This is a genomic window from Streptomyces sp. NPDC046915, assembly GCF_040644935.1.
Classification (GTDB): domain Bacteria; phylum Actinomycetota; class Actinomycetes; order Streptomycetales; family Streptomycetaceae; genus Streptomyces.
On the sequence record NZ_JBEYXB010000019.1, the window covers coordinates 64,582 to 81,473 of the forward strand.

Below are 16,892 nucleotides of genomic sequence, written 5' to 3' on the forward strand. Positions count from 1 at the left end.
GTGTTGTCCTCCCGTTACTCTGGGTTGTCCGCGAGGGATCTCGCCGCCCGGACGCAGTGGGCGAGCGCCCGGCGCGCGTACTCCGGGGAAGCGCCCGCGAGTCCGCACGCCGGGGTGACCGTGACCGCCCGGGCGAGCAGCCCCGGATGCAGCCCCAGCCTGCGCCACAGCGTCCTGACACCCATGACGCTACCGGCAGGGTCTGACAATGGACCGTCCGTGCCGGGCACGACTCCGGTCAGGAGACGGGTGCCGCCCTCCACCGCCTCGCCGATCGCGTCGTCGTCACGCTCGGTGAGGAGGGAGAAGTCGAAGGAGACCCCGGCGGCGCCCGCCCGGCGCAGCAGCGCGAAGGGCACGTCCGGGGCACAGGAGTGGACCACGACCGGGCCGGGCGCGTGCATGCCGACCAGGTCGCGGAGGGCGGCCTCGACGATCTGCCGGTCCACGGCGCGGTGGGTGCGGTAGCCGCTGGCGGACTTCACCTGGCCGCGCAGGACGGCGGTGAGGGAGGGCTCGTCGAGCTGGAGCACGAGGTGGGCGCCGGGAATCCGTCGCTGGACCTCGGCGAGGTGCTGCCGCAGGCCCTCGGCGAGGGAGGCGGCGAGGTCGCGGCAGGCGCCGGGGTCGGAGAGGACGGCCTCGCCGTTCTTCAGTTCGAGGGCGGCGGCGAGTGTCCACGGGCCGACGGCCTGCACCTTCAGCGGGCCCTCGTACCCCTGGGCGAACTCCTCCAGCGCGTCGAGGTCCTCTCCCAGCCAGGAGCGGGCCCGCTTGGTGTCCCGGCCGGGCCGGTCCCCGATCCGCCAGCCGCTGGGCTCCACGCGCGCGTACAGCTCGACGAGCATTCCGGCGGTGCGGCCGATCATGTCTGCGCCGGGGCCGCGGGCGGGCAGCTCGGGGAGGAAGGGGAAGTCCTCGAAGCTGCCGGTGGCTGTCTTGGCGGCTTCTCGGGCGTCGGCGCCGGGGAGGGAGCCGATGCCGGTGGCGGGGCCGAAGGGCGGGGTGTCGGTCACGGGTGAAGCCTACGTAGGTGGGGGGCGGGGGTGCGGAGGCTGGGGGCGGGCCTCGGCCTGAACGGACTCGTCCTCAAACGCCGGACGGGCTGACAAGAGCAGGCCGCGCCTCCCAGCCGTGGTCAGCGACCCGGTCGTACCGTCACGTCGTTGATCTCCGCGTCCCGGGGGAGGTCCAGGGCGGTGAGGATCGTGGTGGCGACGGACTCGGGAGCGATCCACTGGGTGGAGTCGTACTCCTTGCCCTCCTGCTGGTGGACCTTGGCCTGCATGGGGCTGCTCGTGCGGCCGGGGTAGACCGAGGTGACGCGGACGCCGTTGCCGTGTTCCTCGTGGCGGAGGGAGTCGGCGAGGGCCTTGAGGCCGTGCTTGGAGGCGGCGTACGCGGACCAGCCGGCGTGGGCGGCGAGGCCGGCGCCGGAGTTGACGAACACCACGTGGCCCCGGGCGGCGCGCAGTTGCGGGAGGAAGTGGCGGGTCAGCTCGGCGGGGGCGATCAGGTTGACGTTGAGCTGGTGGCGCCAGGACTTGGGGGTCAGGTCGCCCACCTCTCCGAGGTCGACGACTCCGGCGATGTGCAGGAGGGAGTCGACCCGGTCGGGGAGCGTCTGGTGGGAGAAGGCCCAGGACAGCCGGTCCGGGTCGGCGAGGTCGCCCACGAGCGTCCTCGCCCCGGGGAACTCGTCCGCCAGTTCCTTCGCGCGGCCCGCGTCGCGCGCGTGCAGGACCAGTTCGTCCCCGCGCGCGTGCAGAAGGCGGGCCACGGCGGCGCCGATGCCGGAACCCGCCCCGGTGATCACATGAGTAGCCATGCCGCCATGCTCGCACCGACCGCCGCTCACGCGACGTCCCGGTGCTCCTCCAGGTAGGCCAGCGCCGCCGCCGGCTCCTCGGCGAAGAACATCAGGTCGGCCAGCGGACGGGGCAGGAAGCCCTCGTCCTCCATGCGGTGGAACTGCTCCTTCAGCCCGTCGTAGAAGCCCGCCGTGTTCAGCAGCACCACCGGCTTGTCGGTGCGGCCGTGCTTCTTCAGCTCCAGGATCTCGGTGGCCTCGTCGAGCGTCCCGGTGCCGCCCACCATGATCACCACGGCGTCGGCCTTCTCCAGCAGCAGCTTCTTGCGCTCGGCGAGGTCGTGGGCGATCACCATCTCGTCGGCGCCGGGCCGTGCCTTGTTCGCCAGGAAGCCCACGGAGACGCCGACGAGACGGCCGCCCGCCTCCTGCACCCCGTCGGCGACCACCTTCATCAGGCCGACGTTCGAACCGCCCCACACCAGCGCGTGCCCCGCCTTGCCGATCAGTTCGGCGAACTCGCGCGCGGGGCGCGTGTAGCGGTCGTCGAGGTCGGCGGCGGAGAGGAAGACGCAGATTCGCATGCGGTCAGGGTACGAGGGAAGAAGCCGGGGCCCGCCGGCGCTTCCCCTTACATGACCCATGGACACACGATCACGATCGAGCAGGGCGAGCAGCACGTCCGCGCGGTGCACGGGGAGCAGGTCCTCGCCGAGACCGACCGGCCGCTGGTGCTGCGGGAGACCGGCTCTCCGGTGCGGTACTACATCCCCGCCGAGGACGTCCGGCAGGACCTCCTCACGCCCTCCGACACGCACACGCAGTGCCCCTTCAAGGGGACGGCCTCCTACTGGTCGCTGCCGGACGCGCCCGACCTGGTGTGGGCGTACCCCGATCCGAAGCCGGACGTGGCGCGGATCAAGGACCATTTCTGCTTCTACGAAGTCGACGTGTCATGACCGACTAGTTCCGTACCGTGCGGCAATCTGCACTGGTATGGACAAGGAGACGCTTTCCGGCGACGGCACCCGTATCGCCTACGAATCCACCGGCCGGGGTCCCGCGGTGATCCTCGTGAGCGGCGCGATGTCCACGGGCCACACCTTGGCGCCCCTGGCACAGCGGCTCGGGGACCATTTCCAGGCCGTCGTGTACGACCGCCGGGGCCGCGGCGGGAGCGGCGACACGGCGCCGTACGCGGTGGAGCGCGAGGTCGAGGACATCGCCGCGCTGATCGACGCGGTGGGCGGCGAGGCGGCGGTCTACGGCATGTCCTCGGGCGGCGCGCTGGCGCTGCGGGCGGCGGAGAGCGGGCTGTCGGTGCGGCGGGTGGCCGTGTACGAGGCGCCCTTCGCCGTGGACGAGCAAGGGGCGAAGGAACGCGCCGAGTACACCCGGAACCTCGGCGAGACACTCGCGCAGGGCCGGCGCGGCGACGCGGTCGAGCTGTTCCTGAGGCTCACGGGCCTGGCCGAGGCCGTGATCCAGGGTGCCCGCCAGTCCCCCATGTGGGCCGACATGGAGGCCATCGCGCCGACCCTGGCCTATGACGACGCCGTGATGGGCGACAGCACGGTCCCGAGGGACCGGCTCGCGTCGCTCGCCGTTCCCCTCCTGGCGGTCGCGGGCGGCGCGAGCCCGGACTGGCTTCGCGAGGCGACCCGGACGGTCGCGGAGGGGGCGCCGACAGGCACGTACCGCGTCCTGGAGGACCAGACGCACATGGTCGACCCGGACGTGCTCGCGCCGGTGCTGGCGGAGTTCTTCACCTCGTAGGGCGCGGGCTCACACCACCCCGGCCGTCGCCCGTACCGTCTCCGAGATCGTCGCCGAGCCCACCACGCGCGTGCCGTCGTACAGGACGATCGCCTGGCCGGGGGCCACGCCCCGTACCGGCTCGGTGAAGCGCACCTGGAGGGAGCCGTCGACCGGCGCGGCGGTGACCTCGGTCTCGCCGCCGTGGGCGCGGAGCTGGGCGGTGTAGGTGCCCGGACCGGTGGGGGCGGCGCCGCACCAGCGGGGCTTGATCGCCGTCAGGCCGGTCACGTCCAGGGCGGCGGCCGGGCCGACCGTCACGGTGTTGTCCACCGGGGAGATGTCCAGCACGTAGCGCGGCTTGCCGTCGGGGGCCGGGGTGCCGATCCTGAGCCCCTTGCGCTGGCCGATGGTGAAGCCGTACGCGCCCTCGTGCGTGCCGAGCCTGGCGCCGGACTCGTCGACGATGTCGCCCTCGGCCTTGCCCAGGCGCCGGGCCAGGAAGCCCTGGGTGTCGCCGTCGGCGATGAAGCAGATGTCGTGCGAGTCGGGCTTCTTGGCCACGGCCAGGCCCCGGCGCTCGGCCTCGGCGCGGATCTCGTCCTTGGTGGTGACGGTGTCGCCGAGCGGGAACATGGCGTGGGCCAGCTGCCGGTCGTCCAGGACGCCGAGGACGTACGACTGGTCCTTGGCCATGTCGGAGGCGCGGTGCAGTTCGCGCGTGCCGTCCTCGCCCACGACGACCTTGGCGTAGTGGCCGGTGCAGACCGCGTCGAAGCCGAGGGCCAGGGCCTTGTCCAGGAGCGCGGCGAACTTGATCTTCTCGTTGCAGCGCAGGCAGGGGTTCGGGGTGCGGCCGGCCTCGTACTCGGCGATGAAGTCCTCGACCACGTCCTCGCGGAAGCGGTCGGCGAGGTCCCAGACGTAGAACGGGATACCGATGACGTCGGCGGCGCGGCGGGCGTCGCGGGAGTCCTCGATGGTGCAGCAGCCCCGCGCTCCGGTGCGGAACGACTGCGGGTTCGCGGAGAGCGCGAGGTGGACGCCGGTCACGTCGTGGCCCGCCTCGGCCGCGCGGGCGGCGGCGACGGCGGAGTCCACGCCGCCCGACATGGCGGCGAGGACGCGGAGGGGGCGGGTGTGCTGCGGGGTGTCAGTCATAGCCCCTCCAGGGTACGGGGGCGCGGGAACCGGAGGCCCCGCACATCCGTTGACGATCACATGGGGGTGACAGAGGTGAGCGCGGCGAGGGGCGACTCCGATCGGCGGCTGGGGCGGCGGGCCCTGCTCGTCGGCGGGCTCGCGGCCGCCGTGGGCACGGCCGCGCTGGCCCGGCAGGAGCTGTCGCACCTGTGGTGGCGGCTGCCGGGGGTGGAGAAGCCGCGGGTGGCGGGCGCGGTGGACTTCCGGGGTGCGCGCTGGGTGGCGGCGTCCCCGGCGAACTACCGGCGGGCGGACCGGCCGGACGACTATCCCGTGGACCGGGTGGTCATCCATGTCACGCAGGGCGACTACGCGAGCGCGGTGAAGGCCTTCCAGGACCCGGCGCACCAGGCGGCGGCGCACTACATCGTGCGGAAGGACGGGCGGTTGACCCAGTTGATCCGCGAGCTGGACGTGGCCTTCCACGCGGGCAACCGGGAGTACAACGAGCGCAGCGTCGGCATCGAGCACGAGGGATTCGTGGAGCACGCGTCCTCCTTCACGGACGCGATGTACGCGACCTCGGCACGGCTGACGGCCGCGATCTGCGGGCGGTACGGCATACCCGTGGACCGGGAGCACATCATCGGGCACGTGGAGGTGCCGGGGACGGACCACACGGATCCCGGCCGGCACTGGGACTGGGACCGGTACCTGGGGCTCATACGCCAACAGATGTGATGCACATCACACCTGAAGGTCGCTGTGAGACGGCGCCGCACTGCATGTGGCCGATATGTCCCGCACTGCCGACGTGACCTGCCGTACGTCAACTTGGCTTTTTTTCAAGGAGGTTGAGCGCGACCAGCGCTCACGGCGGTCACACAGCCCGCGCGGCTTCCCCCCAGCTTGGGCTCAGTCCTTACATAGTCCATACGTCAAACATCCGGGGCCATGGCTGACATCACCGAGCCCGATCTCACCGCGGGCAGAAGCGACAACGGCACCCACGTCAAGCGTGGGCGCGCCAAGCAGGAGCACTCCAAGGACAGCAGGGCCAAGGGCGGCAAGGGCCTGCACCGGCGGAAGGTCCTCGGCGGGATGGCCGGGTTCGGCCTGGCGGCGGTCGGGGCGGCCGGTACGACCTTCGCGTTCCTGAGCAACGGAAGCGACAAGGCGTCCGCGGCCTCCGGCACGCTCACCGTCCCGGACCTCCTGGAGGGCACCACCTCGGACGGCACGACCACGTTCACGCTGGAGGCGAAGACCGGCACCGCCGAGGTGCTGTCCGGCGTCACCAGCGACACGATGGGCTACAACCAGTCCTTCCTCGGCCCCACCATGAAGTGGACCAAGGGCGACACCGTACTACTCAACATCACCAACAGCCTGGGCGCGGACACCACGGTTCACTTCCACGGCGCCCACGTCCCCGCCAAGATGGACGGCGGCCCCCAGGTGGCCTTCGCGGACGGGGAGACCTGGGCCCCCACCTTCGAGGTGAAGGACGAGGCCAAGACCCTCTGGTACCACCCGCACGCCCTGGGCACCACGGCCGAGCAGGCCGTGCACGGCCTGGCCGGCATGATCATCGTCGAGGACGACTCGGACGCCTCCGCCGCGCTGCCCAGCGACTACGGCACCGACGACATCCCGCTCATCTTCCAGAGCCTGGCCGCGGACAGCGCCGGGGACATCAAGTACAACCTGACCGGCTACCTGACGAACAACCTCAGCTTCCCGCTGCTGCTCAACGGGACGAACGTGGATGACACCACGCTCTCCTTCACCGCCACCAAGACCCGCACCCGGTTCCGGGTACTGAACGCCTCCCCGTCGGACATCATCACCGTCCAGCGCAGCGACGGCGGCACGCTGACCCAGATCGCCACCGACCAGGGCTATCTGACCGAGGCGACCACCGTGGACTCCATCCGGCTCGTGGCGGGCGCCCGCGCCGAGTTCGTGATGGACCTGTCGGACGACGTCACCCTTCAGGCCGTGGTCACCACCGGCTGGGTCCGCGGCGGCAGCGGCACCTACGACGTGCTCGCCGTCACCGCCTCCGGCACCGACACCCCGGACGACCTGCCCAGCACGCTGAACACCATCGACCGGTACGACACCAGCGACTTCACCGCCCGTACGATCACGCTCGGCCAGAGCGGGGCCACGATGCTGATCAACGGCTCGGCCGGGACCACCATGTCCTCCATGGCCATGATCAGCACGACCCTCGGGTCCAAGGAGATCTGGACGATCAAGAACAGCACGCAGCTGGAGCACTCCTTCCACCTGCATGACGTGCCGTACCAGCTGGTCTCCATCAACGGCGAGGACCCCAGCGGCGTCGAACTCGGCTGGTACGACACCTACGAGGTGGTGGGCGGCGGGTCCATCGAGATCGCCATGGAGTTCACCGACTTCGCCGACGACACGTACATGTACATGCTCCACTGCCATCTGCTCCAGCACGAGGACGAGGGCATGATGGCGTCCCTCATGATCACGGATGACGGTTCGTCCACCACCAGCACGGACAGCAGCGACTCGACTGCCTCGGCCAGTCCGAGCGCTTCGGCTTCGGCCTCGGCCTCGGCTTCCGCGAGCGCGAGCGCGACGGCGACCGCGAGCGCGAGTGCGAGTGCCGGCGCGACGGACAGTTAGGTCACGTCGAACCCTCGACCGGACGTCAGGTCAGCCCCGCGGCGCGCGCACGCTCCACCGCGGGGCCGATCGCCTTCGCGACCGCTTCGACGTCCGCCTCGGTGGAGGTGTGGCCGAGGGAGAAGCGCAGGGTGCCGCGGGCCAGGTCCGGATCGGTGCCGGTGGCCAGCAGGACATGGCTGGGCTGGGCGACACCGGCCGTGCAGGCGGAGCCGGTGGAGCACTCGATGCCCTGCGCGTCGAGCAGGAGCAGCAGGGAGTCGCCCTCGCAGCCGGGGAAGGTGAAGTGGGCGTTGGCCGGGAGGCGGTTCACCGGGTCGCCGCCCAGGATCGCGTCGGGGACCGCCGTGCGGACCGCCTCGACCAGGGCGTCGCGCAGGGCGCCGATCTCGCGGGCGAACCACTCGCGCTGCTCGGCGGCGAGGCGGCCGGCCACCGCGAAGGAGGCGACGGCCGGGACGTCCAGGGTGCCGGAGCGGACGTGCCGCTCCTGGCCGCCGCCGTGCAGGACGGGTACGGGGGTCCACTCGCGGCCGAGGACGAGGGCGCCGATGCCGTACGGGCCGCCGATCTTGTGACCGGAGACGGTCATCGCGGCGAGGCCGGAGGCGCCGAAGTCGACGGGGACCTGGCCGAAGGCCTGGACGGCGTCGGCGTGCAGGGGGATACCGAACTCGCCAGCGACGTCGGCCAGTTCACGGACCGGCAGAACCGTGCCGATCTCGTTGTTGGCCCACATGACGGTGGCCAGGGCGACGTCCTCGGGGCTGCGGGCGATGGCCTCGCGCAGGGCCTCGGGGTGGACGCGGCCGTAGGTGTCGACCGGGAGGTACTCGACGGTGGCGCCCTCGTGTTCGCCGAGCCAGTGGACGGCGTCCAGGACGGCGTGGTGTTCGACGGGGCTGGCCAGTACGCGGGTGCGGGCCGGGTCGGCGGCGCGGCGGGCCCAGTACAGGCCCTTGACGGCGAGGTTGTCGGCCTCGGTGCCGCCGGAGGTGAAGACCACCTCGCTCGGTCGGGCGCCCAGCGCGTCCGCGAGGATCTCGCGGGATTCCTCGACCGTACGGCGGGCCTTGCGGCCGGATGCGTGCAGGGAGGACGCGTTGCCGGTGATGCTCAGCTGGGCGGTCAGTGCCTCTGCCGCCTCCGGGAGCATCGGGGTGGTCGCGGCGTGGTCGAGGTAAGCCATGGTGAGCCCGATTCTACGGGGCCCCCGGGCGGTGGTCGCGGCTCGTCCAGGCCGCTTCCCACACGCGCTCACGGCTCGCCAAGCTCCCTGGAGCTCTGCGGGAGTTCCCTAGAAGCTCCAGGACACGGTGTTGTCCACCTGCATGAAGGCCACCAGGACCAGCAGGTCGGCGACGCCGAGGGTCAGACCGAGCAGGGCGCGGCCACGGCGGGCGGTGCCCCGCCACAGGGCCACACCGGCCAGGACGATGGCGATCGGGCCGAGGAACAGGTTCAGGACGAGGAGGCCGAGGAGGCCGAGGATGAAGGACGCGACGGCCATGCCGTCGGCGTCGCGGACGGCGGTACGGCGGGTCGCCGGTGCGGTGAGTTGCATGGTGGGTCAGCTCCCGACGGAACAGATGGACGGATGGGTGGTGGATGGGTGGTGGATGGATGCCGCGTTTACGGCGGGTGGGGTGCGGGTCAGTTGGCGGACGTGCCGCGCCGGCGGCCGTGGCGTTCGCGGAGCGCGAAGACGCCGAGCCAGATGGCGATGACGACGGCGGCGATGGCGCTGAAGGTCAGCGGCGCGTGGGCCACGGTGCCCAGGACGACGCCGAGCAGCAGGAGAGCCGCGACGATGAACAGCATGGGATGGATCCCCCTCCGAGGAGCCCCCAGGAACTCCGAGGAGCTCCGAGGTGCTCGCGTGAAATTTCGGTGAACGGTTGTGGTTACACTTGTTCACTGACTTCTGAGTCTAGCGCGCCCGGCGGCTTTTCAATTCCGGAGAACAGTTGTTAACTGGATGACATGAGTCACACCTTCGGGATCCGGCAGGCCCAGAAGCAGAAGACCCGGCAGGCGCTCCTGGACGCGGCGTTGCGACTGCTGGAGGAGCAGAGCCTGAGCAGCCTGGGCCTGCGCGAGGTCACCCGCGCCGTCGGAGTCGCGCCCACCGCGTTCTACCGGCACTTCCGCTCCACGGCCGACCTCGGCGTGGCCCTGGTCGACGAGGCGCTGGGCAGCCTGCACCCGATGGTGCGGACGACGGTGTCCTCGGCGGGCGACAGCGAGGAACGCATCACGCGCGCCGTGGGGCTGATCGCCCACCACGTCGACGCGTTCCCCGCGCACGTCCGGTTCATCGCCCGCGAGCGCCACGGCGGGGTCCAGCCGGTGCGGGAGGCCATCCGGGCCCAACTGGCCCGGTTCGCCCAGGAGGTGAAGACCGAGCTGGCCAAGGACCCCGAGGCGGCGGGGTGGAGCGACGACGATCTGCTGATGCTCGCGCATCTCTACGTCGACCAGATGCTGATCACCGCCTCCCTCTTCCTGGAGGCCCAGGAGGCACCGGACGCCTCCGAGGAGGAGCGGGATCGCGTCGCCCGGCTCGCGACCCGGCAGCTGCGGCTGATCAGCGTCGGCCGCCATCACTGGCACGACTGACCCGCGCGAAACGCGCGGGGCGGCGAGCCCGTCGACCGGACCCGCCGCCCCTGCGGTACGAAACCTCCGTCAGCCCTGCTGAGCCTGCTGCCCCTGCCCCTGCTGCCCGCCGCCGGGACCGCCGCAGCCGCCGCCCTGACCGCCACCGGGGCCTCCCTGACCGCCGCCGGGCCCGCCGCTCGGCATGCCGGAGGGGGCGCCCGAAGGGGCTCCGCTCGGCTTGCCCGAGGCCGCGCCCGACGGCGCCCCCGACGGAGCACCGCTCGGCGCACCGCTCGGGCGCCCGGACGCGCCCCCGGTCGGCATGCCGGACGGCGGCCGGCAGCTCTGCTGGGCGGAGCCACCGCTGGAGGACGAGGAGTCGCCCGAGCCGCACGCGGTCAGCAGCAGCGGGGAGAGCGCGAGCAGGGCGACGGCCGGGGCGAGGCGTGCACGCTTCATGAGAGCCAGCTCCAGAAAGAGTGAGGAAGTCCTGAGGCGGGCACTCAATCAACGGCGCTTAGGGCGTTCTTGGGTCCCTCCTGTGACCGCCCTGTCCACCGGGTAAAGCGCGCCCCAAGTACCCGCTCCCACCTGGCCTTTCGACTACGAGCCGGTCCTACTCACTGGTACAGGTCCGTGACAGAACGCGCCGCGGCCGACAGGTCGGCGCGCACCTCGGGCGGCGCGAGGACCTCCACCCCGTCGGCGAACGCGAGCAGTTGGCGGGCCGCGCGGACGGACGGATACGTGAGCCGGGCGGTCACCCACTCCCCTTCGGCGTCGTCGTCCGGGAGTTCGGCCAGCAAGGAGGCGGTGATGCGGACGAACATGTCGAGGCGCTCCCGGCGCACCCGTGCGGTGACCTCCAGGCCTCCCGGCGACTCCTCGACCTGCTGCCGCAGCACCTCCCAGACGTCGGCGAGTTCGGCGCCGGGCCGGCGGCGCACGGGGTCGTCCAGGACCCGGGCGGAGTGCACCCGGTCGGCGCGGAACAGCCGCGGCCTGCCCCGCCGGTCGGCGACCAGGTACCAGGTGCCCGCCTTGGCGACCAGGCCGTAGGGGTCCACGGTGTACGTGTTCGGCTCCCGTTCCCCGCTGTGCCGGTAGCGCAGCCGCAGGCGCCGGTCGGCGAACACCGCGTCCTGGAGCGTCTCCAGGTCGACGGCCCGTTGCGGCCCGCTCTTCCAGCGGGTGGCGTCGACCAGGATCCGGCGGCTGGTCACCTCGGCGGCCGGCCGGTGCGGCGCGGGCAGGGCCGCCATCACCTTGCGCAGCGCCGAGCCGAGGGCGGCGTCCAGGCCGAGGGCGGCGTGCGCGCCCTGGGCGGCCAGGATGAACAGGGCGCGGGACTCGTCGGCGGTGAGCCCGGTGACGTCCGTACGGAACCCGGCGAGGAGCTCGATGCCGCCGTGCCGCCCGCGTTCGGCGTACACCGGGACACCGGAGGAGGACAGCGCCTCGACGTCGCGGTAGATGGTGCGCACCGACACCTCCAGCCGCTGGGCGAGTTCGTGTGCCGGGACCCGGCCCCGGGTCTGGAGGAGCAGCAGGATGGACAGCAGGCGGTCGGACTTCACCCGGCCAGGATCGCGCCGCCCGGCGCCCCGCGGCAAATGTTGACGGCGGATGTCAGGTTATCCGGCGATGCTCGCTCCGACGACTCAAGGAGAGGCACGCCATGGACATCATCGACCCCCGCCCCCGCTACGCCCGCGCCACGGAGCAGGTGGCAGCGCTCATCAAGACCGTACGGCCCGAGCAGCTGTCCGGCCCGACGCCCTGTGCCGAGTTCGACGTACGCACCCTGCTCAGCCACATGGTCGGCGGCACCCGGCGGATCACGGTGGTCGGCGAGGGCGGTGACGGGCTCGCGGTCCGGCCGTTCGCCGACGGGGTCGGGGACGACGAGTGGGTGGCGGTGTACGACGAGGCGCGCACCCGGGCCCTCAAGGCCTGGGAGAACGACGAGCGGATGACGGCACCGGTCCGCGTGCCATGGGGCGAGGTCCCCGGCCACGCGGCCCTCTCCGGCTACGTGATGGAACTCGTGACGCACACCTGGGACCTGGCCGAGTCCCTCGGCCACCCGCACGAACTCGCCCCCGAACTCGCCGAGTTCGCCCTCGCCACGGCCCGCCGCGTCCTGCCGGACCCCCAGCGCGACGCGGACACCCCCTTCGGCGACGCCGTCGAGACCCCCGAAGGAGCCGACGCCTATGGCCGGCTGGCGGCCTGGCTGGGGCGTACCCCGCTCAGCCGAGCCTGATCCGGCCGACCTACACAGAGGGGGAAGCAGGCCGGCCCTGTCCGCCACGCGGCGGCAGCCGCACATCGGACACAGCGTGATGGAACTCGTGACGCACACCTGGGACCTCGCCGAGCCCCTCGGCCAACCGCACGAACTCGCCCCCGAACTCGCCGAGTTCGCCCTCGCCACGGCCCGCCGCGTCCTGCCGGACCCCCAGCGCGACGCGGACACCCCCTTCGGCGACGCCGTCGAGACCCCCGAAGGAGCCGACGCCTACGGCCGGCTGGCGGCCTGGCTGGGGCGCCGGTCGCTCGGTGTCCGAACGGCGGAGCGGTCCTAGCCGAGCCTGGCTCGGGCCAGTTGGCGGGACTGGGCGACCAGGCGGTCCGCGCTGTCCCAGACCTCGGCGTCCTCCTCGAGGAAGCCGCCGGCCAGGTTGCGGGTGGTGATCGCCACCCGCAGCGGGCCCGGCGCCGGGCGGTGGCGTACGTGCACGGTCAGTTCGACCGTCGGGACCCAGCCGGACAGGCCGATCTCGAAGGCGGTCGGCGGCAGCGCGTCCACCGCGAGCAGCAGCGCGAACGGGTCCGCGTCCCGGCCGTCGGCCAGGCCGAACCAGGAGCGCATCTCCCCCTTGCCGGAGGGGGCGCCGAGGGCCCAGCCCAGGGTGGCCGGGTCCAGCTTGAGCATCAGGCGGTCGGTGATGGCGGAGCTGCCCTCGACGGGGGCAGGGCCGTCCTCGGTGCCGAAGCACTGGTCCATGGGCGGGATCGCGGGCGGCGTGGCCGTCGTGCGGACGTCGTCGGGGAGGGAGTCGAGGTCGCCGTAGGAGGCGAGGACGCGGATCCGCTCGACCTCGCCTCCCGCCTCGTCGTACTGGAAGAGGGAGGCCTGGCCGGTGGAGAGGGTGCGGCCGGTGCGGACGGTCTCGGTACGTACGACCGCCGGGCCCGGCTGGGAGGCGGTGAGGTAGTGCGCCGAGATCGTGAAGGGGTCGGGGTGCGGGAGGGCGTCCGCGAGGGCACGGCCGAGCACGGCCAGCAGATAGCCGCCGTTGACGGCGTTGATGATGGTCCAGCCGGCGGAGAGGTCGATGTCGTAGACCCCGGGCTCGCGCCGGGTGACCGCGGTGTCGCGGTCGAACTCGCTGGCGCCGATCATGGCCCGCGTAGGAGAGGGGGCGGAGGCTGCTTCTGGCATGGATGAACCGTACAACAGGAAATTACTAAGCGGTAGCTTTGGACGGTGCGCGCGGATGACGCGACGCGGATGGCAAGATGTGGAGGGCAAGGTCCCGCCTGCCGGGTGAGATCCCGGCAATTTCTCGGTAAGTGTCCGGACACGTCCGTAACCCCGAGGCCTTGATCCCCCTCTATGAAGGCATGAGCCTCACCGGGACTGCGTTTCTCTACACGACGATCGTGCTGTCCGTCGTCGCCCTCGTTCTGCCGCTCGTTCTGTGGTCGAGGATGCGGGGGCCCAAGGCACTGCGCGTCGCGGCCCGGGTGCTGATGCTGCTGTTCGCCCAGGGCACGGCGGTCACGCTGGTGTTCATCCTCGTCAACAACTCCAACAACCTCTACGACAACTGGGCCGACCTGCTCGGCACCGGCAACCACGTCCAGCAGGCCGCCGACCTCGGCCGGGACGGCACCGGCGGCATAGCATTCAAGCGGCTGCCCAAGGTCAAACAGGCCTTCCAGTCCGCCGACGGCCCCGGTATGCACGCGGCCGGCGGGGTCCGCGTCACCCAGCTCAAGGGACGGGTGTCGGGCGTGAACGCCGAGGTCTACGTCTGGCTGCCGCCGCAGTACGGTGAACCCGCCTACCGCCACCACAAGTTCCCGGTCGTCGAGCTGCTGCCGGGCTACCCCGGCTCGGCGAAGGCCTGGTTCGGTTCCATGAAGGCCCACGAGCAGCTGCTGCCGCTGATGAAGGACGGCCAGGTGGCGCCGTTCATCCTGGTGGCGCCGCGCACCAACCTGCTGGCCGGGGTGGACACGGGCTGCGCCAACATCCCGGGCACGGTGAACGCCGACAGCTGGCTGAGCATCGACGTGCCCAAGATGGTCATGGACAACTTCCGCGCCGAGCCCGCACCGTCCGGCTGGGCCGTCGCCGGGTACTCGGCGGGCGCGCACTGCGCGGTCAAGCTGGCCGTCGCCCACCCCGACCGCTACCGGGCCGCCGTGAGCCTGTCCGGGTACAACGACCCGATCGGCGAACGCAACTCGCTCGCCGCGCAGTCCCCGGCCCTGCGCGCGGCGAACAATCCTTACCTGCTTCTCAAGAAGGCGGCCGTGCCGCCCCGTATCGCGCTGTACGCCTCCGGCGAGTCCGGCGACGGCTACCAGGCGGGCGTCGCCCTGGAATCGATCGCCAAGGCGCCGACCACCGTGCACGTCGTGTTCCTGCCGCGCAGCGCCGGCGGTCACACCATGGCGCTGTGGCGGCCTCAGGTGGTGTCCTCCTTCCGCTGGCTGACCCTCCAGATGGGCAAGAACCGGCCGCGGAAGGCGGCCACGGACGGCTCTATTCCTCTGACACCGTCGACCGGCGGTTCCAAGCGCGCGGCGCTCGCCAGTGGTACCGCATCGCGAGCAGGCGCAACACGAAAGCGGTGACGACGGCGAGCGCGGTGGTGTACGGGGTCAGCACGTCGTAGTGGATGCACAGCACCACCATGGTGGCGCCCACGATGGCCGGAACCGCGTACAGGTCACGGTCCCAGCGCAGCAGCGACGGCACCTCGTTGGCCAGCACGTCCCGGAGCACACCGCCGCCGACGGCGGTGGCCAGGCCCAGGGTCGCCGAGGCGGTGAGGTTGAGGCCGTAGTCGTACGCCTTGGTCGTGCCGGCCACGCAGAACAGGCCGAGGCCGGCCGCGTCGAAGACGTTGACCGCGACCTGGATGCGCTCCACGTGCGGATGCAGGAAGAACACCAGGACCGCGGCGAGCAGCGGGGTGATGAAGTACCCCAGGTCCGAGAACGCGGCCGGTGGTACGGCCCCGATCACGATGTCCCGGAACAGTCCTCCGCCCAGCGCCGTGACCTCGGCGAGGACGGCTATGCCAAAGACGTCGAAGTTCTTGCGGACGGCCAGCAGCGCACCGGAGATCGCGAAGACGAAGATGCCGACGACATCGAGGGTGTGCTGGACGGAGGGACTGAAGAGTTGCTCGACCACCCTGACATTCTCACCTGTCAGAGGGTATGAGCCTTACAAAGCGCGGCTCACAGGGTCGGTTTCCCTGTGGTGAACAGCCAGGTCTGGAAGAGATCGTCGAGCTGCTGTCCGCTCACCTTCTCGGCGAGGCGGATGAAGTCGGCGGTGTCGGCGTTGCCGTACCGGTGCAGCTTCGTCCAGGCGGGCAGCAGCCTGAAGAAGGCCTTGTCGCCGATCCGCTCCCGCAGGGCCTGCAAGGTCATCGCGCCGCGCTGGTAGACGGCCGAGGCGAACATGGTGTCGTGCTGCGGGTCGGCCACCTTGATCTGCCAGAAGGCGGAGTCGGCGGGGCGTGAGTCGTAGCCGGCCAGGAAGGAGTCGTGTGCCGAGCGGGTGCCCTGGTGCTCCGCCCACAGCCACTGGGCGTAGGTGGCGAAGCCCTCGTTCAGCCAGATGTCCTTCCAGCGCGCCACGCTGACCGAGTCGCCGAACCACTGGTGGGCCAGCTCGTGCACGATCGTCGTCTCGTTGCGCACGGCCGAGTAGGCGGGCTTGCTCTGCACCTCCAGCGAGAACCCGGCCTCGGGCATGTCGTCGACGATCGCGCCGGTCTCCTCGAAGGGGTACGGCCCGAAGACCTCGGACCAGTAGTCGGTGGCGGCGGCGGTCACGGCGTACACGTCGACGCTGTTGCTGTCCTTCAGCACCGGGTCGATGGCGACGTAGATCGGAATGCCGGAGGGCGTCTTCCCCGTCCGCACGTCGAACTTCCCGATGGTGGCGGTCGCGAGGTAGGTCGCCATGGGCCGGTTCTCGCGCCAGTGGGTGTACGTCGAGGCGCCCTTGTCGTACGTCGAGACCAGCCGGCCGTTGGAGACGCCGGTCAGGCCCTTCGGCGCCTTGATACGGATGTCGTAGGTGGCCTTGTCGGAGGGGTGGTCGCTGGACGGGAACCAGGTGGAGGCGGCGTTCGGTTCGCAGGCGACGAAGACGCCGTCGTCGGTCTTCATCCAGCCGTAGTTCGAGCCGAAGACGATGGGGCCGCCCAGGGGTTCGGGTACGCCTCCGTAGGTGACCGTGGCGGTGAAGGTCCGGCCCTTGCGCAGGGGGCCGCGCGGGGTGATCCGCAGTTCGTCGCCGTCCCGGGTGAACTTGGCGCGTCTGCCGTCCACTTCGACCCGGGTGACGTCCAGTTTCTGAAGGTCGAGGTCGAAGGAGGAGAGGGTCTGGGTGGCGCGGGCCGTGAGCGTCGTACGGCCGTCGAGGCGGTCGGTGCCCGGGTCGTAGGCCACGGACAGGTCGTAGTGGCGGGCGTCGAAGCCGCCGTTGCCGAGCTGCGGGAAGTAGCTGTCGCCGATGCCGGGCGCGCCGGGGGTGGGGGCGGAGGAGGCGGCGACGGCGAAGAAAGAGGCCGCCGCGGTGGCGACAGCCCCTAAACGTGCCGAACGGGAGAGTGCCATGGTCGTCCCTTCGAGCATGTGCCGGTCAGTAGACGGACAC

19 protein-coding genes and 1 pseudogene are annotated in these 16,892 nt (G+C 71.5%); 8 read left to right on the forward strand and 12 right to left on the reverse strand.

Features of this window, described 5'->3' with window-relative positions; genetic code table 11:
- Positions 1–14: 14 nt before the first annotated feature.
- The 3 genes from ABZ915_RS37110 to ABZ915_RS37120 form a co-directional block, all read right to left on the reverse strand.
- Entirely contained in the window at positions 15–1,016 is a 1,002-nt protein-coding gene (locus tag ABZ915_RS37110; RefSeq protein ID WP_361812625.1) for a methionine synthase, read from the reverse strand.
- 122 nt (positions 1,017–1,138) lie between these two features.
- On the reverse strand, positions 1,139–1,828 hold the full coding sequence (locus ABZ915_RS37115; protein ID WP_361812627.1) for an SDR family oxidoreductase: 690 nt from the start codon (positions 1,826–1,828) through the stop codon (positions 1,139–1,141).
- Positions 1,829–1,854: 26 nt separating this feature from the next.
- A complete protein-coding gene (locus ABZ915_RS37120) occupies positions 1,855–2,394 on the reverse strand; it encodes a TIGR00730 family Rossman fold protein (protein ID WP_361812629.1) in 540 nt (179 codons plus the stop codon).
- 51 nt (positions 2,395–2,445) lie between these two features.
- Here ABZ915_RS37120 and ABZ915_RS37125 point away from each other — a divergent pair, with 51 nt between their 5' ends.
- The gene (locus tag ABZ915_RS37125; RefSeq protein WP_361812631.1) at positions 2,446–2,769 is read left to right on the forward strand and encodes a DUF427 domain-containing protein; all 324 of its coding nucleotides are present in this window, start codon (positions 2,446–2,448) and stop codon (positions 2,767–2,769) included.
- 37 nt (positions 2,770–2,806) lie between these two features.
- Positions 2,807–3,586 carry an alpha/beta hydrolase gene (locus ABZ915_RS37130; RefSeq protein ID WP_361812633.1) on the forward strand — a complete coding sequence of 260 codons (780 nt, stop codon included), beginning with the start codon at positions 2,807–2,809 and terminating at the stop codon, positions 3,584–3,586.
- 9 nt (positions 3,587–3,595) lie between these two features.
- Here the strand turns inward: ABZ915_RS37130 and mnmA are convergent, their stop codons facing one another.
- Positions 3,596–4,726, reverse strand: coding sequence for a tRNA 2-thiouridine(34) synthase MnmA (gene mnmA, locus ABZ915_RS37135; protein WP_361812635.1), 1,131 nt, complete (start codon positions 4,724–4,726; stop codon positions 3,596–3,598).
- Between the two features lie 60 nt (positions 4,727–4,786).
- Here mnmA and ABZ915_RS37140 point away from each other — a divergent pair, with 60 nt between their 5' ends.
- Complete coding sequence (locus tag ABZ915_RS37140; protein ID WP_361812637.1) at positions 4,787–5,449, forward strand: N-acetylmuramoyl-L-alanine amidase; 663 nt, start codon at positions 4,787–4,789, stop codon at positions 5,447–5,449.
- Between the two features lie 213 nt (positions 5,450–5,662).
- A complete protein-coding gene (locus ABZ915_RS37145; protein WP_361812639.1) occupies positions 5,663–7,375 on the forward strand; it encodes a multicopper oxidase domain-containing protein in 1,713 nt (570 codons plus the stop codon).
- 25 nt (positions 7,376–7,400) lie between these two features.
- Here ABZ915_RS37145 and ABZ915_RS37150 read toward each other — a convergent pair whose 3' ends face one another.
- The 3 genes from ABZ915_RS37150 to ABZ915_RS37160 form a co-directional block, all read right to left on the reverse strand.
- Entirely contained in the window at positions 7,401–8,564 is a 1,164-nt protein-coding gene (locus tag ABZ915_RS37150; protein WP_361812641.1) for a cysteine desulfurase family protein, read from the reverse strand.
- Between the two features lie 108 nt (positions 8,565–8,672).
- Positions 8,673–8,939 carry a DUF4190 domain-containing protein gene (locus tag ABZ915_RS37155; protein ID WP_361812643.1) on the reverse strand — a complete coding sequence of 89 codons (267 nt, stop codon included), beginning with the start codon at positions 8,937–8,939 and terminating at the stop codon, positions 8,673–8,675.
- Between the two features lie 89 nt (positions 8,940–9,028).
- On the reverse strand, positions 9,029–9,196 hold the full coding sequence (locus ABZ915_RS37160) for a hypothetical protein (RefSeq protein ID WP_361812645.1): 168 nt from the start codon (positions 9,194–9,196) through the stop codon (positions 9,029–9,031).
- Between the two features lie 162 nt (positions 9,197–9,358).
- Between ABZ915_RS37160 and ABZ915_RS37165 the strand changes: the two genes are divergently transcribed.
- A complete protein-coding gene (locus tag ABZ915_RS37165) occupies positions 9,359–9,994 on the forward strand; it encodes a TetR family transcriptional regulator (protein ID WP_361812647.1) in 636 nt (211 codons plus the stop codon).
- Positions 9,995–10,063: 69 nt separating this feature from the next.
- Here ABZ915_RS37165 and ABZ915_RS37170 read toward each other — a convergent pair whose 3' ends face one another.
- Positions 10,064–10,435, reverse strand: coding sequence for a hypothetical protein (locus tag ABZ915_RS37170; RefSeq protein WP_361812649.1), 372 nt, complete (start codon positions 10,433–10,435; stop codon positions 10,064–10,066).
- 161 nt (positions 10,436–10,596) lie between these two features.
- Entirely contained in the window at positions 10,597–11,553 is a 957-nt protein-coding gene (locus ABZ915_RS37175; RefSeq protein ID WP_361812651.1) for a YafY family protein, read from the reverse strand.
- A gap of 101 nt (positions 11,554–11,654) precedes the next feature.
- On the opposite strand from ABZ915_RS37175, the gene ABZ915_RS37180 reads away from it, so the two are divergent.
- Together ABZ915_RS37180 and ABZ915_RS37185 are read left to right on the forward strand one after the other, a co-directional pair.
- Positions 11,655–12,242, forward strand: coding sequence for a TIGR03086 family metal-binding protein (locus ABZ915_RS37180; RefSeq protein WP_361812653.1), 588 nt, complete (start codon positions 11,655–11,657; stop codon positions 12,240–12,242).
- Positions 12,243–12,318: 76 nt separating this feature from the next.
- Positions 12,319–12,564 (forward strand): annotated as a pseudogene (locus ABZ915_RS37185) (TIGR03086 family protein); the annotation flags it as partial.
- On the opposite strand, the gene ABZ915_RS37190 reads toward ABZ915_RS37185, so the two are convergent.
- Positions 12,561–13,424, reverse strand: coding sequence for a thioesterase family protein (locus ABZ915_RS37190; RefSeq protein ID WP_361812655.1), 864 nt, complete (start codon positions 13,422–13,424; stop codon positions 12,561–12,563). The pseudogene ABZ915_RS37185 and the gene ABZ915_RS37190 overlap by 4 nt on opposite strands.
- Before the next feature lie 182 nt (positions 13,425–13,606).
- Between ABZ915_RS37190 and ABZ915_RS37195 the strand changes: the two genes are divergently transcribed.
- Positions 13,607–14,848, forward strand: a complete 1,242-nt coding sequence (locus tag ABZ915_RS37195; RefSeq protein WP_361812657.1) for an alpha/beta hydrolase-fold protein — start codon at positions 13,607–13,609, stop codon at positions 14,846–14,848.
- Here ABZ915_RS37195 and ABZ915_RS37200 read toward each other — a convergent pair.
- Positions 14,757–15,413, reverse strand: a complete 657-nt coding sequence (locus ABZ915_RS37200; RefSeq protein WP_361812659.1) for a trimeric intracellular cation channel family protein — start codon at positions 15,411–15,413, stop codon at positions 14,757–14,759. The genes ABZ915_RS37195 and ABZ915_RS37200 overlap by 92 nt on opposite strands.
- 47 nt (positions 15,414–15,460) lie before the next feature.
- Entirely contained in the window at positions 15,461–16,852 is a 1,392-nt protein-coding gene (locus ABZ915_RS37205; protein WP_361812661.1) for a M1 family metallopeptidase, read from the reverse strand.
- Positions 16,853–16,892: the final 40 nt, after the last annotated feature.